This is a genomic window from Candidatus Njordibacter sp. Uisw_056 (assembly GCF_047730085.1).
Classification (GTDB): Bacteria; Pseudomonadota; Gammaproteobacteria; order Pseudomonadales; family Balneatricaceae; genus Njordibacter.
On sequence record NZ_CP159830.1, the window covers coordinates 1229943 to 1252426 of the forward strand.

The 22484-nt window shown below is 43.7% G+C and carries 20 protein-coding genes and 1 pseudogene; 13 read left to right on the forward strand and 8 right to left on the reverse strand.

What is annotated here, in order from left to right:
* Nucleotides 1-108 precede the first annotated feature (108 nt).
* Entirely contained in the window at nucleotides 109-1449 is a 1341-nt protein-coding gene (locus tag ABXT60_RS06045; RefSeq protein ID WP_443631843.1) for an NAD(P)/FAD-dependent oxidoreductase, read from the reverse strand.
* A 164-nt stretch (nucleotides 1450-1613) separates the two neighbouring features.
* Here ABXT60_RS06045 and ABXT60_RS06050 point away from each other — a divergent pair, with 164 nt between their 5' ends.
* The 4 genes from ABXT60_RS06050 to ABXT60_RS06065 all read left to right on the forward strand — a co-directional run bounded on the left by ABXT60_RS06050 (nucleotide 1614) and on the right by ABXT60_RS06065 (nucleotide 5760).
* Nucleotides 1614-2561 carry a GlxA family transcriptional regulator gene (locus ABXT60_RS06050; protein WP_443631844.1) on the forward strand — a complete coding sequence of 316 codons (948 nt, stop codon included), beginning with the start codon at nucleotides 1614-1616 and terminating at the stop codon, nucleotides 2559-2561.
* 135 nt (nucleotides 2562-2696) lie between these two features.
* Nucleotides 2697-3890 (forward strand): amino acid aminotransferase, encoded by a 1194-nt coding sequence (locus tag ABXT60_RS06055; protein WP_443631845.1) that lies wholly within the window; start codon nucleotides 2697-2699, stop codon nucleotides 3888-3890.
* A gap of 87 nt (nucleotides 3891-3977) precedes the next feature.
* On the forward strand, nucleotides 3978-4826 hold the full coding sequence (locus tag ABXT60_RS06060) for an alpha/beta fold hydrolase (protein WP_443631846.1): 849 nt from the start codon (nucleotides 3978-3980) through the stop codon (nucleotides 4824-4826).
* Nucleotides 4827-4863: 37 nt separating this feature from the next.
* On the forward strand, nucleotides 4864-5760 hold the full coding sequence (locus ABXT60_RS06065; protein ID WP_443631847.1) for a DUF808 domain-containing protein: 897 nt from the start codon (nucleotides 4864-4866) through the stop codon (nucleotides 5758-5760).
* Here ABXT60_RS06065 and ABXT60_RS06070 read toward each other — a convergent pair.
* Nucleotides 5726-6790, reverse strand: coding sequence for a hypothetical protein (locus ABXT60_RS06070; RefSeq protein WP_443631848.1), 1065 nt, complete (start codon nucleotides 6788-6790; stop codon nucleotides 5726-5728). The genes ABXT60_RS06065 and ABXT60_RS06070 overlap by 35 nt on opposite strands.
* A gap of 8 nt (nucleotides 6791-6798) precedes the next feature.
* A complete protein-coding gene (locus ABXT60_RS06075; RefSeq protein WP_443631849.1) occupies nucleotides 6799-8571 on the reverse strand; it encodes an ABC transporter transmembrane domain-containing protein in 1773 nt (590 codons plus the stop codon).
* Nucleotides 8572-8793: 222 nt separating this feature from the next.
* On the opposite strand from ABXT60_RS06075, the gene ABXT60_RS06080 reads away from it, so the two are divergent.
* Nucleotides 8794-9933, forward strand: coding sequence for an MFS transporter (locus ABXT60_RS06080; RefSeq protein ID WP_443631850.1), 1140 nt, complete (start codon nucleotides 8794-8796; stop codon nucleotides 9931-9933).
* On the opposite strand, the gene maiA is transcribed toward ABXT60_RS06080, so the two are convergent.
* A complete protein-coding gene (gene maiA / locus ABXT60_RS06085) occupies nucleotides 9930-10556 on the reverse strand; it encodes a maleylacetoacetate isomerase (protein ID WP_443631851.1) in 627 nt (208 codons plus the stop codon). The genes ABXT60_RS06080 and maiA overlap by 4 nt on opposite strands.
* A gap of 64 nt (nucleotides 10557-10620) precedes the next feature.
* Here maiA and ABXT60_RS06090 point away from each other — a divergent pair, with 64 nt between their 5' ends.
* Both ABXT60_RS06090 and ABXT60_RS06095 read left to right on the forward strand, forming a co-directional pair.
* On the forward strand, nucleotides 10621-11097 hold the full coding sequence (locus ABXT60_RS06090) for a MarR family winged helix-turn-helix transcriptional regulator (protein WP_443631852.1): 477 nt from the start codon (nucleotides 10621-10623) through the stop codon (nucleotides 11095-11097).
* 49 nt (nucleotides 11098-11146) lie between these two features.
* A pseudogene (locus ABXT60_RS06095) lies at nucleotides 11147-11272 on the forward strand (DUF2164 family protein); the annotation flags it as partial.
* A gap of 60 nt (nucleotides 11273-11332) precedes the next feature.
* On the opposite strand, the gene ABXT60_RS06100 reads toward ABXT60_RS06095, so the two are convergent.
* From ABXT60_RS06100 to ABXT60_RS06110, 3 genes are all read right to left on the reverse strand, one after another.
* Complete coding sequence (locus ABXT60_RS06100; protein WP_443631853.1) at nucleotides 11333-11911, reverse strand: gamma-glutamylcyclotransferase; 579 nt, start codon at nucleotides 11909-11911, stop codon at nucleotides 11333-11335.
* A gap of 97 nt (nucleotides 11912-12008) precedes the next feature.
* Nucleotides 12009-13598 (reverse strand): bifunctional UDP-sugar hydrolase/5'-nucleotidase UshA, encoded by a 1590-nt coding sequence (ushA, locus tag ABXT60_RS06105; RefSeq protein WP_443631854.1) that lies wholly within the window; start codon nucleotides 13596-13598, stop codon nucleotides 12009-12011.
* Between the two features lie 245 nt (nucleotides 13599-13843).
* On the reverse strand, nucleotides 13844-14332 hold the full coding sequence (locus ABXT60_RS06110; protein WP_443631855.1) for an Lrp/AsnC family transcriptional regulator: 489 nt from the start codon (nucleotides 14330-14332) through the stop codon (nucleotides 13844-13846).
* A gap of 353 nt (nucleotides 14333-14685) precedes the next feature.
* Here ABXT60_RS06110 and ABXT60_RS06115 point away from each other — a divergent pair, with 353 nt between their 5' ends.
* Genes ABXT60_RS06115 through ABXT60_RS06125 form a run of 3 tightly spaced genes read left to right on the forward strand, consistent with a single transcriptional unit; the run spans nucleotide 14686 to nucleotide 18044 of the window.
* Nucleotides 14686-15594, forward strand: a complete 909-nt coding sequence (locus tag ABXT60_RS06115; protein WP_443631856.1) for a DMT family transporter — start codon at nucleotides 14686-14688, stop codon at nucleotides 15592-15594.
* A gap of 27 nt (nucleotides 15595-15621) precedes the next feature.
* The gene (locus ABXT60_RS06120) at nucleotides 15622-16821 is read left to right on the forward strand and encodes a diaminopropionate ammonia-lyase (RefSeq protein WP_443631857.1); all 1200 of its coding nucleotides are present in this window, start codon (nucleotides 15622-15624) and stop codon (nucleotides 16819-16821) included.
* Nucleotides 16822-16850: 29 nt separating this feature from the next.
* Nucleotides 16851-18044: a M24 family metallopeptidase gene (locus ABXT60_RS06125; RefSeq protein WP_443631858.1), complete on the forward strand. Its 1194-nt coding sequence runs from the start codon at nucleotides 16851-16853 to the stop codon at nucleotides 18042-18044.
* Here ABXT60_RS06125 and ABXT60_RS06130 read toward each other — a convergent pair.
* Entirely contained in the window at nucleotides 18041-18952 is a 912-nt protein-coding gene (locus tag ABXT60_RS06130; RefSeq protein WP_443631859.1) for a LysR family transcriptional regulator, read from the reverse strand. The genes ABXT60_RS06125 and ABXT60_RS06130 overlap by 4 nt on opposite strands.
* A 104-nt stretch (nucleotides 18953-19056) precedes the next feature.
* Here ABXT60_RS06130 and ABXT60_RS06135 point away from each other — a divergent pair, with 104 nt between their 5' ends.
* From ABXT60_RS06135 to ABXT60_RS06145, 3 genes are all read left to right on the forward strand, one after another.
* Nucleotides 19057-20394 (forward strand): aspartate aminotransferase family protein, encoded by a 1338-nt coding sequence (locus ABXT60_RS06135; protein ID WP_443631860.1) that lies wholly within the window; start codon nucleotides 19057-19059, stop codon nucleotides 20392-20394.
* A gap of 101 nt (nucleotides 20395-20495) precedes the next feature.
* On the forward strand, nucleotides 20496-21986 hold the full coding sequence (locus tag ABXT60_RS06140) for a CoA-acylating methylmalonate-semialdehyde dehydrogenase (protein ID WP_443631861.1): 1491 nt from the start codon (nucleotides 20496-20498) through the stop codon (nucleotides 21984-21986).
* 160 nt (nucleotides 21987-22146) lie between these two features.
* Nucleotides 22147-22437, forward strand: a complete 291-nt coding sequence (locus tag ABXT60_RS06145) for an HlyU family transcriptional regulator (RefSeq protein WP_443631862.1) — start codon at nucleotides 22147-22149, stop codon at nucleotides 22435-22437.
* Nucleotides 22438-22484 lie beyond the last annotated feature (47 nt).

Genomic DNA, 22484 nt, shown 5'->3' on the forward strand with positions numbered 1-22484 from the left:
TTCCTAGTCCGTTGCAATAGTGCAGGCGTCATTATGCGTTAAATAACAGCCACAAAAAAGCCCTGTTCAACAGGGCTTTTTTAGTTCAGTTAAGCTTAAAAGTAAGGCTTAAGACCAAGGGAATGGGCTGCTAGACACAGGGTGTAACTTACCCTCTTCGTATCTGCCTAGGCGGAACGGCTCAAGCAAACGATTACTTTGGCCGGTGGCAATTTCATTCGCTACCAATTTACCTACGCCCAACATCTTGTAGCCGTGGTTTGAATCAGCAATGAAGTAAGCATTACTGTGGAATACATCAAAGATTGGAAACGAATCTGGTGTGAAACAACCAATACCACCACTTGGCTCATCTTTGAATTTAACCATTGTGCCTTCAAAGCGCTTTTGACAATGAGCCAGAGCAGAGACCCACATGTGTGCAAATTCTGGGCCTACGATAAACTCTGGTGAGTCTGCACCGTATGGATCAACGGCTACTTCATCTGGGTTGGTCATTACAGGGAAGGGCGCAGCACCACCTTGAACTCCGCCAAAGTGAAAGTCTGGCTTGTAATAGATTCCCCACATTTCATCAGTCACTAAGCTGCCATCCTCACATGAGTATAGTGGAGCGTTAGAGTCAACGTGGATAACCGGTGGCATGTTGCCATCGTTGTCTACCTGAAGCTTAGGATCAACACCCAAGGTTCCTTCCTGCAGCGACCAGTAGATCCACATTGGGATATCGGTGTGAATAATGTCATCTGCACCTTTAATGCTCACTGTCTTTGGCAATTCCAACATTTCCCAGAAACCCTTAGCCCATGGGCCAGCACCAATAACAACATAATCACAAGCAATGTTGCCTTGGTCTGTTTCTACGTGGGTCACACAGCCTTCGTTACGTGTGAATCCTGTTACCGTAACACCACTCATAATGCGAATGTTTTCGTTCTCTACTTTTTTTGCCAAGCCATACATTGCTTTGGTATTATTAGCGTACCCACCCTTGGCTTCGTGCAATACCGAGGTGATGCCCTGTGCTTGCCAATCGTGGAAGATGCCTTTCATATATTTGGTACAGTCAGCTTCACCTTCAATAAAAGTAGAAGGATAATCAATGGCTTTTTGCTGGTCGTAAATCGTGGCTACGTCTGCGTGCATTGATTCAGGGCTGATCTGCATGTAACCCACGGGATGGTATGAGTAGGTTTCCATATCTGATTCCCAAACTTCTACAGAATGAGCCATTAATTCCCGCATAGCAGGTTGGAAGTAGTTGTTACGAACTACACCACAAGCAATACCAGTAGCGCCAGCAGCAATGCCGTTCTTGTCAAGGATAATAATATCGCGCCCGTCGCCTTTGCCATTAGCTTTAAGTTCTAAAGCGAGGTGATAAGCAGTACTTAAACCATGAATGCCTGCGCCTACAATGACGTAGGGAGAAGAAGAAGGAAAGGCCATAAAGGACTCCGGTTGGGTTACGTTTATTGTTCAAGTTCTAGACATAATGCGCTTTCATGTTTAAATAAAAACCACTTAAGACGACTTTTAGTGAGACAAAACCGACAATAAGGGCTAATCTAATAAAAAACGGCGTAGCTGCCTTCATTCTAAGTGGATCTACAATGCAAAGATTTGGCTTTTTTTTAGTCCCCGGGTTTTCCATGCTGTCATTGGCAGCAGCAGTGGAGCCATTGCGTATGGCCAATGCGCAAGCCAAGGACGGGCTGTATCAGTGGGAATTTTTAAGCTGGGATAGCTTACCTGTCAGTGCCAGTAATCAAATGGTGACTAACCCGACCATTAATTTAGATCAAGTAAAAACCCTTGATGTATTATTGGTTGTGGCAGGTATTAATGTAGCTTCTTACGGCAATGACAAGTTCTTTTCTTGGTTGCGTCAAGCTTCGCGTCAAGTCGACCTTTTGGGCTCTACATCTACCGGTTCTTTGTTGCTTGCTAAAGCAAAACTGTTACGCCACAAAACCTGCACTATTCATTGGGAATATGTGGATAGTTTTCGTGAACAATTTCCTGACGTTTGGATGAGTGGAGAACTGTATGAATTTGATGGCAGTTTATTTACCTGTTCAGGCGGTTCTGCTGGGCTAGATATGATGTTGCAAATTATTGCTGACAAACATGGTTATGAGCTAGCACTTTTAGTAGCAGAACAGTATATGCACCCCCATATTCGCCCTCCTCATCAAGACCAGCGCATGCGTTTGCAGTCTAGGTTAAATATTAACAACCCAAGGTTGATTAAAGCCATTGACATTATGCGTCAAAATTTGGAAGTTCCCCTTACGTGTCAGGAGCTAGCAGATGCTTCTAATATGTCTGCACGGCAAATGGAGCGTTTGTTTAAACAGCACTTGCAGCAAAGCCCAGGGCAGTATTATTTGCATTTACGACTCGAAAAAACTCAACAACTTCTACGTCAGTCAAGTTTGTCGGTATTACAAATTGCCACAGCCTGTGGTTTTAGCTCTACGTCCTACCTTGCGCGGTGTTATCAAAAAAAGTATTCCTGTTCTCCAAGGCAGGAAAGGGCACTTAATAGTAATCGATGATAGTTATCAAATGCCAAGTTATAGAGCGTTTTCTGGCTAGTTTTAAGGCTATGAAAGCCGTATAATTATTGCCGTTAAGACACGTAATTTTTTGTATTCAATTGTTTAGTTTACCCCATAGGAGTTCTATTTCTCATGTTTGAGTCGCTGCGCGCTGTGCCTGCTGATCCCATCCTTAACTTGTCAGTACTGTATCGCCAAGATACTAATCCTAATAAAGTAGATTTAGGGGTTGGGGTGTACAAAGATGAGAAGGGGCACACAGCTATTATGGAAGCAGTTTCTCGAGCGCAAGAGCGAATTCTATCTGAAGAAAACACTAAGGCGTATGTGGGTATAGCAGGATCTAAGCAGTTTTGTGATTTATTAGCCCAAGTAACTTTAGGCGCCAACCACAATGTATTAGCAGAAAAACGGGTTGCTGTGGCGCAAACTCCCGGTGGTAGTGGTGCTTTAAGAGTGTTGGCGGAGTTTATTAATGTAGCTAAACCGGGTGCTACCGTTTGGGTAGGTAACCCAACCTGGGCTAACCACATTCCAATCATGCAGAGTGCGGGCCTAAAAATCAAACAATTCCCTTACTATGATCGAGCTTCAAAAGTGGTAGATTTTGATGGCATGTTGGCCACTCTAACCGCTGACACCCAAGCTGGCGACGTAGTGCTACTGCACGGTTGTTGCCACAACCCCTCTGGCGCTGATTTAACCTTAGAACAATGGCAAACCACAGCAGAAGTGGTAAAAGCCAAAGGCTTATTGCCTTTTGTAGACATTGCTTATCAAGGTCTAGGTGAAGGTATGGACGAAGACGCAGCCGGTTTGCGTTTAATGGCTAACATGGTGCCAGAAATGGTGATTGCTAGCTCATGCTCTAAGAACTTTGGCTTGTACCGGGAGCGGACAGGCGCCGCTATGATTATATCTTCTACCCCAGAGCATGCCATTTTAACTCAAAGCCAAATGAACGGTGTTATTCGTGCTAACTACTCTATGCCACCTTCACACGGGGCTTTGGCCGCAGAAACTATTTTGGCAGACCCAAAGCTTAAGCAGATGTGGCGTGATGAGTTAAAAACCATGCGTAAACGTATTAAACACCTGCGCAGCCAGTTAGTAGATGCTATTAAAGCTGAAGGTATAGAGCAAGACTTTAGTTTTATTGAACGTCAAAAAGGCATGTTTTCGTTTCTGGGAATTAGTGCAGAACAAGTCGATCAACTGGTGAACAAACATAGTGTTTATTTAGTGAGTTCAAGCCGAATTAATTTAGCTGGCCTTAATCAGCATAATATTGCTTATGTGGCTAAGTCTATTGCTGCTGTGCTTTAAATTTTGCAACCCAGTTGTTTGTTTGGACAGGATCTAAGATGCCGAATATAGATTCTGTACACCGGGCAACGATAGGATGCGCCTGCGATGACTAAAGCTTACGAAGAGTTTGGTAAACAGCAGGGCAAGACGGTGCTGTTTGCCCATGCCAATGGGTTTCCCCCTGGTACTTACAAGGCCCTATTAACTCAATTAGGCCAAGATTGTCGTATTTTAGCGCCTCATCTGCGGCCGCTATGGCAAGACTTATCTGAGTTTCAAACGAGTGCTGACAATCGTGCTGTATGGCAGAGAATGGCTCGGGATCAAAACGAATTTATAGAGCGGCATAAACTAGCTCCAGTCACGTACTTAGGTCATTCTATGGGTGCTAACGTTGGTGTTTTAGCAGCACAGTTAAAACCCCATTTATATCGCCAACTCATTCTTATAGAACCAGTATTTTTAAGGCAAACCATTGCTCGGATTATTCGTTTCGGCCCTCAGGCATTAATTAATAAAGCGGCTATAGTGAGTAAGGCCCTGGGCCGCCCAGACCGTTGGGATAATTGTCAGCAAGCTTTTGATTTCCACCGCCCTAAACGAGTTTTTTTGGGCATTAGCGACGAGGTGTTGTGGCACTATATTAATGCCGCCGTGGTGCCCGACGGGCATGGTGTAAAGTTGTTTTATAGCAAGTATTGGGAAGCTGCAATGTATGGAAGTGTGCCTAATATGTGGCCTTCCTTAAAGCGTAGTCGAGTACCAATATCTGTATTGCGTGGTGAATCTTCGGATACGGTGGACACGCTTGCTTGGAAGCGCTGGCAAGCGTTATACCCATTTGTAGGTCTGCCAGAACACATTCGAGCGATTAACTTTATTGGTTCTGGCCACCTTTTGCCACTAGAACAGCCACTAAAAGTCGCTAACCAGGTTATACGGTGTATGCTTTAAGTGACCTATTTAAATCTCATTAACCAAAGGAGTTAATATGGCAGGAGTGAGTTTGCTAGCGTTGCTTGATGACATAGCCGCCTTACTAGATGACATTGCGGTGTTATCTAAAGTGGCTGCTAAAAATACAGCAGGGGTGCTGGGGGATGATCTAGCGGTTAATGCGGAACAGGTTTCTGGCGTTAGGGCAGAACGTGAACTCCCCGTAGTTTGGGCGGTGGCTAAAGGCTCTTTGATAAATAAAGTGATTCTTGTACCTGCAGCTTTACTCATGAGCTTATATGCGCCCTGGCTAATTACACCGGTATTGATGTTTGGTGGCACTTACTTGTGTTTTGAGGGTGCCGAAAAACTACACCAATGGATTGCCCATAAACCTAAAGAGTCTTCTCCGGAAGAACGAGTGAATCAGTTGAACTTGTCAAAAGCAGATCTATTGGCTTTAGAGAAGGATAAAATTAAAGGTGCTATCCGAACAGACTTTGTGCTTTCGGCTGAAATCGTAGTGATTATATTGGGTTCTGTTGCTGAGACTAGTTTTACTAATCAAGTCATTATTGTTGCTGGGCTGGCTGTATTTTTTACTATAGCTGTATTTGGCCTTGTTGCTGCTATTGTTAAGATGGATGATTTAGGGCTCTACCTAGTTGAAGCTCAGGCAGCGGGGCGTAAAGGCTACCTGAGTGGATTGCTTGGCCGTGGTTTAGTTAATTCTGCCGCGCCACTGATGCGCACTTTATCTGTGGTGGGTACGGTTGCAATGTTTTTAGTAGGTGGTGGTATTTTAGTCCATGGTTGGTCCTGGCTTTATCAATGGGTTGAGCCCCTCACGAGCCTATGGGCCATACTTGCTAATTTTACTGTAGGGTTGATAACAGGGCTCTTGGTATTAGGGCTTATTACTGTGATAAAAAAATTGCGCGCTCTAAGCTAACTGATGCCTTTAAGGCCCTTGCTTGCCGTTCAATTCCTTCAGTACAAAGCACCATTGCAGCGGCAAAGTACGCCTGTAATAAAGCGTACATAGCTTCATCTACTGCACCGTAATGGCTCACGTAAGATTGCCTTAAACAACTGTGCCAATTGATCTGCGTGTATGCTTTCATCTCTATATTTTGCCAATCAATAGCAAAACTAAGATCGCTAGGGTTCTGGCTATCGACTCCTGTTACCCTAACATGCCCCCGGCGCATTGCTGGCAACTCTCCTGTGGCATAAGATTCATATTTAGCCAAATCAAATAGGGGATGACCTGAGCTAATGCCGGCGACAGATACTGGGTCTATCAGCACCATTTGTGTGGGCCATTGTTTTAGTGAAGAAAACTTAGGTAGTAATATGTTTTCTAAAAACAAATCACCGTGAAGCCTCACTTGGGGTTGGTCATCAATGGCCTGTAATAATCGGGTTTCACATGCAAGGCGACTAATATTTTTAGAAAGAGGGCAACATTCGTGGTTGTTAATGTTGAGGCTGTCTTGTGTTAAGCAGACCAGTTCAGCGGATGAGGCGATAGTCTCTGCAGCCTGTTTTAAGGTGTCTAAAACATTAGAAGACAAGACGCAGGCTGCGTCGGATGGCGTATGTAACTGCCCAAACACACGTTTGCCTAGATGCGTCTGAAACTGATCTGCCTGCTGCTGGTTAAATACCTTAGCTCGCGCAATTTGACCTACATCGACACATTCTTTGTGATAAGCCATGTCATAACCTGGCGCAGGCTGCTCCCAAGATGCAATGAGCCGAGGGAATAAATCAATCAGGTGAGGCTCTAAATCTTGTAAGTACTGAGCCTCGGCGCGAAGGTTATCCATACCCCACGGGCCAGCTGATTGGTGCCCTTTAGATTGTTTACGTACCCTTTGTGTACCATCGAGCATACTGATGATTTCTGTGCGATCCCAGTAGCCATCCCTTAAAAGAATATCTATAGTGGCAAGATTTGGACGTGTACTGGTGACCATGGAGTACCTCAGTGGTTAAACTGTAATTCGCTTAAGCGCTTGTAAAGTGGAGACGTAACAATTAAATCTTCATGTTTACCTTGTGCTTCTAGTTTACCTTCGTTGAACACCATAATGCGATCAGCGTGCATCACGGTCGCTAACCTATGAGCAATAATGAGGGTAGTGCGGCCTCTCATTAACTCTTGCAGTGCTGCTTGAACCTTGTGTTCGCTGTTTGCGTCTAAGGCGCTGGTTGCTTCATCTAATAATAATATTGATGGGTTCTTCAGCATGGCACGGGCAATGGCTATACGCTGTCTTTGACCACCAGACAGCCGCACACCTTGTTCGCCCAAATAGCTACCATAACCTTCTGGTAAACGATCAATGAACTCGTCTGCATAGGCTTTTTGAGCAACCTGTTCTATTTGTTTTTGCGTAGCGCTAGGATCACCATAGCGAATATTATGTGCAACATCTGCACTGAACAAGGTGGGTTGCTGTGGAACTAAACCTAAATGCCCTCGGAGATCTTGTGGGTTGAGTTGTTTAATATTGTGACCAGCGACTTTAATATGGCCATCCTTAGGGTCATAAAAACGCTGTAACAACTCAAACAATGTGCTTTTTCCAGCACCAGAGGGCCCAACAATAGCTACTGTTTCACCGGCAGCAACGCTAAATGTAATATTCTCTAAAGCTGTTTGGTCTAAGCGAGATGGGTAGCTAAAGCTTACACCTTCAAAAGTGAGTGCCAAAGGGCCATTAGCTAATGCTACAGGTACTTCTGGCGAACTGATTTCTGCTTCTTCAGAGAGTAATTCTAACAGCCGCTCTGTGGCACCTGCAGCCCGCTGTAACTCTCCATATACTTCGGATATGGTGGCGACTGCCATAGCAACCATGAGGGCGTAAAAAACAAATGCTGCAAGCTCACCAGAACTGATGTGGCCGCTCGCAACATCCTGAGCACCCACCCAAATCATGCTGGAAAGGCCTGTAAAGACCAACGTCATCGCCACCACGATAAGAATTGAACGTTGTAAAATACGTTTTTTGGCAATGTTAAATGCTTTCTCTACTTCTATACCAAACGCTGTAGTTTCTTCTGCTTCACGGGTAAAGCTTTGTACTACTTTAATATTTTGTACAATTTCGCCAGCATAAGTGCCTATGTCAGCTACTCTATCTTGGCTTAAACGAGAAAGCTTTCGTACTCTGCGTCCATAAAGAATCATAGGGAAGATGATTAATGGAACGCTGGCAAGAACGATTAATGCTAACTTAGGGTTGGTAATAAGCATCATTACTAAACCACCAACAAAGGTTAAGCTGCTGCGAAGGGCCATAGAAATAGAAGAGCCAATAATTGACTGTAATAACGTGGTGTCAGTAGTGAGTCGAGCATTAATTTCTCCGCTACGATTAACCTCAAAATAATAGGGATCTAGGGTTAACAAGTGATTAAATACCGCTAAACGCACGTCGTTGCTTACTCGCTCGCCTAGCCATGACACTAGATAAAAGCGAGTAAAAGTGCCAGCTGCCATCAAAAAGGTAATTATTGCCAACACTAGCATGGCTTGGTTTAATCGGCTGGGGTCAGCTGAGTCAAACCCTTGATCGATTAAGAGACGAATACCTTGCCCCAGAGCAAGAGAAACTCCAGCCGTCAAAATTAAAGCTAAAGCTGCACCAAACACCATTTTTTTGTAGGGTGTAATAAAGGGCAATAGCCTCATCAATAATCGCAAATCTTGCTGTTTGTGTGGTGTTTGAGTGGTGTTGTCAGAAGTCATTTTATGCTCAAAAAGTTTACGCCTGCGTACCTATGTGTGGGCAGACTGTCTGTTTACAATTGTGCTAGGTAAATGCTGGGGAAATGGTTAGCCAAACCCATGGTTAATTTTATCATCGATAAGCTATACTGCGGTTTAATTCTGTCAAGTTAGTTACTTATAATGCACCTCTCACTGTTAAGTTTAAGCAAGGCTCGCAGCCCAATTGGGCTGCTTAAGCTTATGACTTTTGCCATGCCATTTAGTTTTGGTGTGTGGATGGCGTTGTTCAATAATTTTGCTATAGAGCAAGGAGGGTTGAATGGTGCCCATATTGGTGTGTTGCAATCTTGGCGTGAAGTGCCTGGTTTTTTAGCTTTTGGTGCGGTATTTTTACTCGTTATCATTGCCGAACAACGCTTAGCGATATGGTCCTTAATAATGCTTGGTGTCGGTACTGTCTTGACAGGATGGTTGCCAAGTTTTAGTGGGTTATTAGTGACGACCATGTTGATGTCTGTTGGATTTCATTATTACGAAACAATGAAGCAGTCATTAGCTTTGCAGTGGTTTAGTAAGGAAGAGGCACCCGTTGAGTTAGGGCGCTTAATGTCAATTGGTGCAGCATCATCTTTACTTGCTTATGGTTGGGTATGGGCTGCGTTGCAAGTGTTCCATCTGCCTGTAGCATGGGTCTATGTTTTTGGTGGGGGCGCAACAATTGCGCTAGCGCTTATTGCTTTAGTTGTGTTTCCTCAATATAAATCTAAGGTTCCACAAACAAAGAAATTAATTTTACGCAAACGTTATAGCCTTTATTACGCTTTGGTTTTTATGGGTGGTGGCCGCCGACAAATATTCGTAGTGTTTGCCGCATTAATGATGGTGGAACGTTTTGGTTTTGGTGCTGATGAAGTAGCATTAATGTTCCTAGTGAATGGCCTTTTAAGCATGTGGCTAGCACCAAAAATAGGGGGCTTAGTGGCCCGGTGGGGTGAAAAACGGGCCCTGACTGTTGAATATATTGGTTTAATACTTGTGTTCTTGGCTTATAGTGTCGTGGAATGGGCGCCCTTAGCGGTGCTTTTATATCTACTAGACCATGTGTTGTTTGCTATGGCTATTGCACAAAAAACCTATTTTCAAAAAATAGCAGACCCTGCTGATATGGCATCTACAGCAGGAGTTTCCTTTACCATTAATCATATAGCCGCTGTAGTGTTACCTGCACTAATGGGGCTCTTGTGGTTAGTCTCACCTTCATGGGTATTTATATTAGGTGCGCTCATGGCTGCTATCTCACTAATGTTAGCTCGCTGGGTGCCCTCTAAACCCACTAGTGGCAAAGAATGGCAAAACCCTTTTAGTGCAAAACCAAGCTAAGTGCGTTGGGTATCCGGGTGAGCTTGCTGAAACGCACTTTGCTGGTTGCACCAGATTACTCGTTGATTAATGCTAGGGTAGGGGGTCATATCTAGTTTAAAGCGGTTGGCATTAAATACTTGTGGCACCAAAAAGGTATCTAGTAAATTAGCCTGATTATTTTGTGCATTAGCATCAATGTAAGCCTCAATCGAAGTGAAGGCAAGTTTGATCCAGTGGTAATACCACGCCATTTTTTCGGTTTCATTGTGAGCCATGTCATCAACAAGGTAGCGCAGTACCCGAAGGTTGTTGAGTGGGTGAATATCACAAGCGATGGTATAGGCCTGCGCTCGAAGTTGTGCTTTTTCCAGGGCCCCTTGAGGCAATAGAGGTTGCTGTGTGTAGGTTTCATCCAACCATTCTATGATGGCAATAGATTGGGTGATCACTTGGCCATCAACGCTTAAGCTAGGTATGAGCCCCTGTGGGTTTTTGGCTAAATATAAATCACTCTGTTGCTCTTGATGAAGCAAGTTAATTAACACTTTTTTGTAGCGAATACCTTTTAAATTAAGTGCAATTCTCACCCGATAAGCCGCAGAAGATAGGGGGTAGTCGTATAAAATAATTTCTTTGCTCATTTCATTAGGCCATACTCATGGAGATAAAGGCTGATATCCTCTATGCTATCAGACACTGTTACTTATGCAACTAGATGATCGATCACTTATGCCTATAGACTCCTCTAACGTTAGTCTCAATCTTGACCGGTTTTTGCCATACCGATTAAACCGCTTGGCTCACAAGGTGGGGGTTTCGCTTGCAACTATATACACTGATGCCTTTGGTATTAGTCGCTCACAATGGCGGGTTATAGCGCTATTGGGCCAACACCAAAGGCTTACTGCAAAACAGATTTGTACCATGACCCATATGGATAAAGTAAAGGTGTCTCGTGCTGTAAACGGTTTGGTGAAATTGAATTACTTACAAACCACACCAGATAAAGCCGACAAAAGGGCTGTGTTACTAACCCAATCTGTACAGGGAAAAGAGCTCTTTCAGGTCATGGTGCCGAAAGTCCAAGCTTGGGAAGAGGACTTTCTGAAAAAATTATCAGCACAAGAGATTAGCCAGTTAGCCACTATTATTGACAAGCTTGACCCGTCTAATGAGTATTAAGTTTAACGCTGAAGAAAAAGCTGATTTAATAGACTGATTACAGAATTATTGCGACACAGAATTAGACCGAAAACTAGGCAGCTTTGAGGCCGAATTTTTAATGGATTTTATAAGCAAAACCATGGGGCCACTTTATTCCAATCGTGGTATCTACGACGCCCAAGCTCTATTATAGGAGCAACTGAATATGGTTGAGAATTAATTTGTCAGTTAGAAAAACACCACCAAAAAAATACTAGTTTGCCCAGTGGTGGCTAATGTCATTAAATAATGGGTCATGAATGTTTAATTTTTTTAGGTAAGATAACGTATTGTTAAAATAATCGATATTACTACCTCGGCCGCCATGGGCTTGGCCTATCATGCTGGCACACTGGGCGGTGTCAAAATCCACGTATTGTTTATGCTGCTTATCTGCAACAAAGGTAATGGCAGTCACTGTTCCATTATCAGTAGCTACTTGGCACTTATGTGGCTGGTAAAACATGGTTACCATTTCTCGTAACCACAAGTTTTTAAAATCTTCTTGTTTAGATGTTTTAGAAATACGAAATGCTACGCCTTCGCAATAGCCACCCTCTCGCAACGATAACACTAATCCAGGACACTCTTGAGTGCCTCGATGAACTGTAGACAATGAATTGAAACCTCTTTGTAAACCGTCAACTTTTCCTTGCCTACTCTCCACCACCTGCATTTCTGGGTTCCACAATAAAGACCCATAAGCAAAAACCCATAATTCCTCAGGCAAAGGGTTCTTTACTAGGTAGCGATCTAGGGCGTGTAGGATTTGGTTCTTTGGGTAGGGTGCCATAACTCTTCCTGTATATACAAAGCTTGCTTCTTTATTGAAGCAGGCTTTGTGCTGTCATATCAAATGCGCGTTGCCAAGCCTTATTATTACTATGAATTTAATTCCTAGCAACGTCGCCTTTTGCTGCAAACTCAGCAGCTTTTAATGGGCTACGGCTAGAGATATAGTCCTTGAGAACTTCTGCGTCTACAAACCCTGAGTTTACAAAGTTAGCGTGGTCTGACAAGCGAGGATAGCCATCGCCACCCGAAGCCATGTAAGCGTTAATTGCTAAGCGGTAGGTTTTATTTGGTTCAACAATCTTACCTGCAACAGTTGCACTAATAATGCTTTTGCCATTCATAGTGATTTCTACACCTGCAAACTGAGCAAAGGCGCCGCTGCCAGATTCTTTATTAGCGGCTACTTCAAGGTAAGGCATTAATTCAGCACCAGTTAAATCGACGTAAGCCACAGCGTTTGCAAAAGGCTGCACTTTAAGTACGTCCTTATAAGTGATGTCGCCCGCTGGCATATCGTCGCGGATACCACCAGAATTCATGATGCCTAAATCGGCCTGTACTCGAGCCATTTGCGCTAAGGCAATGAGGTTGCCTAGGTTGGTTTCACTAGTACGAACTTGCTCACGAGCTCCAACAAATACCTCATCAGCATTGCCAATAACCTGCATTAGCTGCTCTTGGCCTTTGTTCTGATATGGCTCAAGCATCGCTTTAAGGGTTTCATCAGCTACGATTTCTTTATCAACAAAGACCCTTACCTTTTCACCATCGATGACTACTTTCTTCTTTAAGTTAACTGGGATCAACTGATAGTTAATTACAGAAATTTCACCATTACGTACTTGTAAATCTAAACGGCCTACGTACTTTCCCCATTCCTTGGCTTGTATGATTAATGTATCGTTTTGTACATCGGGGCTAAAGGTTGCGGTTTGACTGTGGCCACCCACAATTACATCTAGGCCATCTACGGCATTGGCTAAGGTTACATCACCAGGAGCGTTACCACCGCTTTGACCAAAGCGGTAGTGGCCCATGTGGGTAACTGCGATGACTAAGTCGCTGTTCGCAGCTAATTCAGGCACGATTTTTTTCGCCACTTCAACTGGTGATTGAATTTCTAGGCCACCTAAGAATTCAGGATTACCAATACGCACAGTATCTTGCGTAGTGAAGCCAACCACAGCGACTTTAAGGCCGTCTAAGTTAAACATTTCGTGACTCTTAAACAGAGGCATGCCAGTGTCTTTGTTTAATATGTTAGCTGACAAAAACGGGAAACGCGCCCAATCATGTTGTTGGCGTAACACAGAAATTGGATTATCGAACTCGTGGTTACCAAGAGCCATGGCATCGTAGGACATGTAGTTCATGCCCTTAAAATCTGGTTCTGCATCTTGCAGATCAGATTCTGGTACGCCAGTATTTATATCGCCACCAGATAAAAGTAAAGTGTGGCCGCCGTTATCAGCGACTTCGTCACGAATGCCTTGAATTAAAGCAGCACGAGCAGCCATACCATATTCGCCGTTGCGGTTGGGCCAAAAGCGACCGTGGTGATCATTGGTATGCAGTATAGTTAAATTATAGGTCTGGTCAGTGGCGGAAGCTAAAGCATTTTGACTAGCAAAAGCTAAACCTGCAATACAGCTTAACAACACGCAACGTTTGATAGAATTGATCATAAGGTTCTCATTTTTTTTATTAGAATAATCTCTGTTAAACATCAACAAAACGCCATGAACTTAATTAATTTTACAAGGAATGAAAAAAAACACAATGCGTGATAATGGATTTTATTAAACTAAAGCCGAGTATAGTGGTTAACCCTACTTGCAGTTTATGTGGGTGCCGCAACGTAAAAGAATTACCCTGTTAATGGTCGTCTCACTAAGCAAATGCCGTACTTATCAACTTGTATGCGCTTTTATTAGTGAGTTTTTTCTTTTATTTCACCACCTAAAGGTACACTGATGCCTGTCTTGGTTCGACTCATGACTACTGAAGTTCGAAAACGTTTAACGTTGTTATCCTCAAAAAATAAACGATGGGTCAGTCTTTCAAAATCTTCTACATCTTTACCTAACACAACCATAGCGAAATCTGCCTCACCTGTTATGTAGTAACACTGTTGAACCTGCGGTTCTGTCATTACTTTGTTACGAAATGAATCCAATTGGTAGGATTTCTCCTGCTCCATTTCAACAAAAATTAGAAATGTCATACTGTAGCCTGCGGCCGCTTGAGAAATTAAGGCGGTTTCTCGCTCAATGATACCGGTGGAGCGAAAGTGCTTTATTCGTCTTTGAACCGTTGCTACTGACAATCCTGTTTCAGACGCAATAGATTCCAGTTTTTCTCGTGAATTTTCTTGTAACAAATGGAGTATTTTTCGATCACTATGGTCCAAGCTTTTCATTTGATTCCCTTCAACTCAATGTTTGTAAACTCAAGCGTAAAGCAGTGTGTTGCTCTAATTACCTCATATTAAAGCATGGTTTAGATAAATTTAATCACATGTGGGCAATATATTGATCAATATAAGCCGACTGATACTGATATTATTATTGCTTATGCTTTCTGATAATTTTGGTCATACACAAGTAAACTCATCCTCAAAGATTCGTTTTATGTATGAAAAATAACATTATAGTTAGAAAGAACTGTGGATAATATTGACTAAAATTGACACCCATCTAGTCAGAATATTACTTGTTAAAAAACCTAAGCGTGTGACACTATAGTTGCTCAGATATCAGCCTAATGATCGGTATGCCCTTAACTTTAAATCGTACTTTTGTTCGTCTAATACCATGGATTTTTGTATGGGTATGGAGTACTGGGTTTTTAGTGGCCAAACTAGGTAAATCCTATGCTGAGCCTTTTACTTTACTTAGTTATCGTTTTGCCTTCGCCCTGGCGGTACTGTGGGTAATCACTAAGTTATTTAATAGCCGGTGGCCCTCAACATGGCGATTAACTGCGCATTGTATGGTGGTCGGGTTGTTGCTGCACGGAGTCTATTTGGGTGGCATTTTTAAAGCCATCTCCTTAGGTATGCCAGCGGGATTAAGTGCCATGGTAATTGGCTTACAGCCCCTAACCATGGCCTTATTTGCGGGGCTTATGCTAGGGGAACGGGTATCCAAACGCCAGTGGTTAGGTTTGGTTATGGGTTTGGCTGGGCTCTACCTTGTGCTTGGAGAGCAGTTTGCTTTAGACGCAAGTACCCTTTTTGACGGCTTTTCTGGCTGGTCTCCAATACTGGCAGGTGCGGCACTGGTGGCCATTTCTTTTGGTACACTCTATCAAAAGAAATATTGTCATGGGGTAGATCACCTAACTTCCATCTGGTGGCAATACGCCGCCGCCATGCTATTTAGTTTGACTATTGCCCTGACTTTTGAAACACGTGTTGTCGATTGGCAATGGCAGTTTATCGTTAGCTTGTCTTGGCAGGTTTTAGCCTTGTCTATTGGTGCGGTGTTATTACTGATGATTATGATGCGTCAAGGTGCTGCAGCAAAAGTGGGTAGCCTGTTTTATCTGGTGCCACCAGCAGTGGCAATACAGGCGTGGTTTTTATTTGGCGAAGCTATGGGCCCACAGGGTTTAGTAGGTATTGCTTTAATTGCTGCTGGCGTGGCTCAGGCTATGTGGCCAAGCCGCAAGTCATTATAAAATTAAATATTTCTTGGAGTTTTTTACATGACATCATCAACTGCCGTTTTATCGGGCCGGTTAGATTTTTTTCAAAATCCTAAAGCTGATGCTAACTTAGTTTATGGCCCCCAGCGCCAAGCTATGTTGAGTGTGGCTAAAGGGGAGCAGGCATTAGAAATGATTTCAACTTGGCCTAATTACCAAGTTACAGACTTACATCTACTTACTAGTATGGCTGAGCAAGCTAATATACGCCAAATTTATTATAAAGATGAAAGTACTCGGTTTGGTCTAAAGAGTTTTAAAGCCTTAGGTGGTGCCTATGCCGTGACCCAGTTCCTACAACAGCATTTAGGCCAATTAAATGGTGAAAAACCAACAATGGTGCAGCTACTGTCTGGGCAATACAAAGAACAACTAAAAGATGTAGTCGTTAGTTGTGCAACTGACGGCAATCATGGTCGATCTGTAGCTTGGGGAGCACAAATGTTTGGTTGCCAGTGTATTATTTATATCCATCGTGATGTTTCTGCCGGCCGTCAAGCAGCTATGGAGGCCTATGCTGCCCGGGTGATTCGTATCAAGGGTAATTATGATGAGTCTGTGCGACAAGCCGCGATAGATGCAGAGCAGTATGGCCGTTGGATTATTTCTGATACTAGCTATCAAGGCTATACAGAGGTGCCAGCCAATGTAGCTTTGGGCTATACAGTAATGTTGTCTGAAGCAGTAGAACAATTAAATGGCGTCATACCAACCCACGTTTTTATCCAAGCTGGGGTTGGTGGCTTAGCAGCAGCTGTTTGTGGCTACTTTTGGGACTTATGGGCAGAACAACGCCCTCGGTTTGTTGTGGTTGAACCGGAGGCTGCAAACTGTTTGCAAGAAAGTGCCAAGGCGGGAGAGTTAAAGGTAGTGGAAGGCGATTTAGATACATTAATGGCAGGTTTGGCGTGTGGAGAAGTCTCTCATATCGCTTGGGATATATTAGATCAAGGCGCGGACGACTTTATCACCTTGAGTGAAGATGCCGTGGCTCCATGTATGCAAGCCTTGGAACAAAACAACCCAAGTATTGAAGCTGGTGAATCTGCTGTTGCAGGCTTAGCTGCGTGTATTATTGGTGGGCAACACCCGCAATGGCGAGCAGCTTTAGGTCTTACCGAACAAAGCACAGTGTTAGTGTTAGGTACAGAGGGGGCTACAGATCCTGAGCTTTATCAGCAATTAGTTTTTGGCGCTTAAAAACGTTTAAACAAACCAAGGTACATACAATGACTCAATACCCATTAACAAAGGCACCACAGCGACAGTTCTCTTTAGTTGAATTTGAGCATCGCATGGCGCGTGCACAAGCGATGATGCGAGAACTTAATTTAGATGGTGTATTGCTGACAACTGAAACTAATGTACGCTACTTTTCTGGGTATTTTACCCAGTTTTGGCAAAGCCCTACACGGCCTTGGTTTTTAATCTTACCTGCAGTTGGCAAACCTATTGCTGTGATACCCACCATTGGTGTAGTGGGCATGAGCAATACTTGGGTAGATGACGTACGTGCTTGGCCCTCACCATTCCCAGAAGATGATGGAGTAAGCCTGCTCAGCCAAACATTAGCTGAGTTACCTAAGCGTTTTGGCCGTTTAGGTATGACCCTTGGGCGAGAAACACATTTGCGCATGCCGCAGCAGCAAGTTCAGTCCTTGTATGCATCAAGTCATTTTGAATTGGTTGATGTGAGTCATAAAATATTGCACTTGCGTAGCATTAAATCTACTGCTGAAATTAATCGAGTTGCTCACATATGTAATGTCACTTCTAAAGCCTTTAGCCAATTGCCTAGCTTCGCCAAGATAGGCATGACTGAACGTGATGTGGTGGCAGAATTTAGAATGGAACTGCTACGCCAAGGGGCAGACCATTCTCCTTTTATTGTGTCCTCTTCTGGTGCAGATGGCTACGATGATATTATTATGGGACCAACGGATAGGGTGGTTGAAGAGGGTGATTTGTTGATCATTGATACGGGTACCGTGTGGCAAGGTTATTTTTGTGACTTTGACCGTAATTGGTGTTTTGGTGACTGTTCACAAGAAACAAAAGCCGCCTACGCTAATGTCTATGCAGCCACAGATGCTGGTTTTTCTGCAGCAAAACCAGGTAATACCACCAGCGATTTATATCGTGCTATGTGGCCCATTATGCAAGCCGGTGGTGCCCTAGGAAATGATGTAGGACGCTTAGGCCATGGCCTTGGTTCTGACCTCACGGAATGGCCATCTAATACTGCAACTGATGAAACCCTTTTAGAAGTGGGCATGATCATGACCTTAGAACCAGGTATGTCTTATTTAAATGGTGATGGAAAAGTGAAGCAAATGGTTCACGAAGAAAATATTGTGATCACCGAAGAGGGTGCTCAATGGTTATCTTTCCGGGCTGCACCGCAACTGCCACTATTGGGTTAAATCTTTATTAGTTCTTTGACCCATGCGTCTACAAGATAGTTTGGCGGCGCATTTTTTTTATGAATGACTGCATAATCTGTAGTGTATCGAAAATGGCTAGCACACAAAGGTTTCATTTTGCCTTGCTGTATCCACTGGGTGGCATAGTGGGTAGGTAAGTAGCCGATAAAACACCCTGTCATAATAAGAAAGGCTACACCTTCTCTATCTGTCGCAGTAGAGGTCGTTTTGAGTGCTTGATATTGCAGTTTAATGGCTGCTGTTTGAGCATAGGCAGGAGCCACTGCGTCATAATTTGGGACTAAAGAAATCACACCTTGTTGCTCTGCAATGTCAAATAATGGATGGTGGTGGCTACAATATAAATGAGACTCCTCTTCATAAAGGGGAATATACTCTAGTTCAGCAATTTTCCTTAGGCGGGGTATAGCGCCTACGTGTAAACGACCATCTAACACGGCTTTTTCAACTTCATTGGGCGGCATCATGCTGATGTTTATACCTATATCGGTAGCCTGCAGCTTTAATTGACGAAGAGCATTGGTGATTTTCATGTGCGGCAGAGTCACTAGATTGTCAGCGATGCCGATGTTCATATCGCCTTTGAGCTGATCGTGTAATGCATTGACTCGAATACGAAAACCTTCAATAGAAGTAAATAACTGTAAAATGGCTTCATAAACCTGTTGCCCTGAATCTGTCACAGAGAAACCAGCTCGCCCACGCTGGCATAGGCGCAAGCCTAAACGAGTTTCTAAATCTCCCATTGCCATACTAATAGCAGCCCTACTGATATTGAGCTCAACTTCAGCCGCCGCGAAACCGCCAGCCTCAACAATGGCTTTATAGATTCGCAACAGGCGCAAATCAATATCTGACAAGCGATTTAAACCGAGGTGTGTAGACATAGTGGTTAGTTAATCATTTAGTTAAGTTAATGTAATTAACTTAATATTTAACTGTCCTAAGTGCAAGTCTAAACTATATTTATTATTACTAATGGAGTTTCGATATGAGTTTTGAATCATTGACTGGTGGTTTAAGTCGTGAAAAGCTTGAAGCCTACTGGATGCCGTATACGGCTAACCGTCAGTTTAAAGACAATCCACGCATGATCGTGTCAGCTGAACAAAGCCACTATATTACTGCTGATGGACGCCGCATTTATGACGGCCTTTCAGGTTTGTGGTGTTGTGGTTTTGGCCATAATAGGCCAGAAATTGCAGAAGCTGTGTATAAACAAATGAAAACTATGGACTATGCGCCAGCATTTCAGCATGGTCATCCAAAGGCGTTTGAACTAGCAGACCGGTTGGCCAAGATGACTCCAGAAGGTTTGGATTATGTATTTTTTACTAATTCTGGTTCAGAATCTGCTGACACCTCATTAAAAATGGCTCGTGCTTACTGGCGTCAATGTGGTCAGCCAAGCAAAACCAAATTAATTGGTCGCAGCAAGGGTTACCATGGGGTAAATTTTGGTGGCATTAGTGTGGGTGGCATAGCCGCAAACCGTAAAATGTATGGCCCTGGTATAGATGCTGATCATTTACCTCATACATTATTACCCCATAATGCCTTCAGTAAAGGCATGCCAGAGCATGGTATAGAGCTTGCAGATGAGTTATTAGAACAAATTGCTTTGCATGACGCATCAAATATTGCGGCTGTTATTGTAGAACCTTTCGCTGGTTCAGCGGGGGTAGTTGTGCCACCAGAGGGTTATTTGCAGCGCTTGCGTAAAATCTGTGATGACCACAATATTTTGTTGATATTTGATGAAGTAATTACTGGCTTTGGGCGAGCAGGGGCAGCTTTTGGAGCTGATGCATTTGGTGTGATTCCTGATATTATGAACCTTGCCAAAGGCATTACTAATGGCTCTATTCCAATGGGTGCCGTGGTTGCAAAAAGTGAGATCTATCACACCTTTATGGATGCTGGTGGGCCTGAGTATATGGTGGAATTCCCCCATGGTTATACTTATTCTGGACACCCCGTGGCGTGCGCAGCAGGCTTAGCTGCCATGGACGTTTTCGAGAATGACCAGTTAGCCCAGCGTGCTGCAGACCTTTCACCACACTTTGAAGACGCTATCCATAGCTTAAAAGGCTTGAACTATATTAGCGACATTCGCAACTATGGTTTAGCTGGGGCGTTAACTATTGAAGCCTACCCAGGTGAGCCTGCCAGACGTCCTTACGAAATTGCAATGAAAGCGTGGGACCTTGGTTTTTATGTGCGCTATGGTGGTGATACTATACAGTTAGGGCCCAATTTTGTGAGCGAAAAAGAAGACATTACTCGCTTAGTTAATGCGCTAGGTGATGCCATCCAAAGTTTGGATTAACCTTTAGTTAGATATTTAGCCAATAGTGCTTGTGCTCTTGCAAGAGTACTATTGTGACAGATAACCAATCAAGTCCTTGATGAGGACAGTGAGGAAGCACAATGCAAGTTGTAGGACACTTTATTAACGGCGAAATGGTTGCCGACACTCAGCGCGTACAAGACGTCTATAACCCAGCCACTGGTGAGGTTGTGCGTCAAGTGGCGTTAGCCAGTAAAACGACTGTAGAAGAAGCTATTAGTGCAGCGCAGGCAGCTTTTCCAGGGTGGAGAAATACGCCACCACAAAAGCGTGCGCGGGTTATGTTTCGTTTTAAGCAGTTGCTTGAAGAAAATTCTGACAAAATTTGTGCAGCACTGACCAACGAACATGGCAAAGTTCTTGATGATGCTGCTGGTGAGCTCATCCGTGGCATTGAAGTAGTTGAATATGCTTGTGGCGCACCAACATTATTAAAAGGTGAGCACAGTAAAAATGTTGGGCCGGCAATTGATAGCTGGTCTGAATTTCAACCCTTGGGTGTAGTTGCTGGAATTACGCCATTTAACTTCCCCGCTATGGTGCCTATGTGGATGTTCCCCATGGCCATAGCGTGTGGTAATACGTTCATCCTTAAGCCTTCTGAGCGCGACCCAAGTGCCCCTCTTCTTATTGGCCAGTTACTTAAAGAAGCCGGTTTGCCAGATGGCGTATTTAATATCGTTAATGGTGACAAGCTTGCTGTAGATACCATTCTTGAAGATTCTCGTGTTCAGGCCGTAAGCTTCGTAGGCTCTACGCCAATTGCCGAGTATATTTATGCTACGGGCACTGCCAATGGCAAACGTGTACAGGCCCTTGGTGGTGCTAAAAATCACGCTATCATCATGCCTGATGCAGATATGGATAATGCGGTAAACGCTCTTATGGGTGCTGCTTATGGCTCATGTGGCGAACGCTGCATGGCTATCTCTGTGGCTGTGTGTGTAGGTGATGCAGCTGCTGACGAACTGGTAGCCAAACTAAAACCTCAAGTAGAAGCACTAAAAGTAGGCAATGGCACCGATATTAGCAACGAAATGGGCCCACTAATTACTGCAGCAGCTCAAGAGCGTGTACGCAGTCTAGTAGCGCAAGGTGTTGAGCAAGGAGCAGAGTTAGTTGTTGATGGCAGCGCACTAGTCGTTGACGGCCATGAAAATGGCTTTTTTGTAGGCGGTTGTTTATTCGATAAAGTCACCAAAGACATGGTGGTTTATCAAGAAGAAATCTTTGGCCCTGTATTATGTGTAGTACGTGTTGATACTATGCAAGAAGCTATGCAGCTAATTGATGACCATGAATTTGGCAATGGTACTTGCATATTCACCCGAGATGGTGAAGCAGCACGTTACTTCTCCGATAATATTAAAGTGGGCATGGTGGGTATCAATGTTCCTCTTCCTGTGCCAGTTGCTTATCATAGTTTTGGTGGTTGGAAGCGTTCTTTATTTGGTGATTTAGGTGCTCATGGCCCTGATGCTATTCGTTTTTACACACGACGTAAAACAGTAACTCAGCGCTGGCCTTCCAGTGGTGTGCGTGATGGCAAGCAATTTGCCTTTCCTTCTTAATCTAAAGGATTAGGAAGTACTTAAAAAGCCTGGCATTTGCTGGGCTTTTTTGTGGCCAATTTCACTCAAGATAGCTTTATTTACCTTTATGCCTTAAGTTTTGTGCGGCTTTACTTTAAAATCACATGCTAGGCACTATTACACAAAGGCGATTTAAGTCATGGGTTTATTTTCGAGTATTAAAGAATTTTTATTCCGACCTGCTGAAGAGGGCGCTGACAGCAAAGGCGCCAAAACGAGTCAGCATCATGAGCACAGTGGGTTTAGTATTGAAACCCAGCCTCTAAAAGAAGGGGGGAGTTTTCGGGTACAGGGGTGGATTCGTAAAGATGGTAAAGAGCACCACTTTATTCGCGCCGATCAGTCTCACAGTATTGAAGGCGGCCATGAGTTAAGTTTATTCAAAGCTAAGCAATGTATCGATCAGCTTGGTGATAACCTGTTTAAGTGACATTGCCTAACACCTCAGACTAGACGCCTGTCAAAGATGAGTGTTGA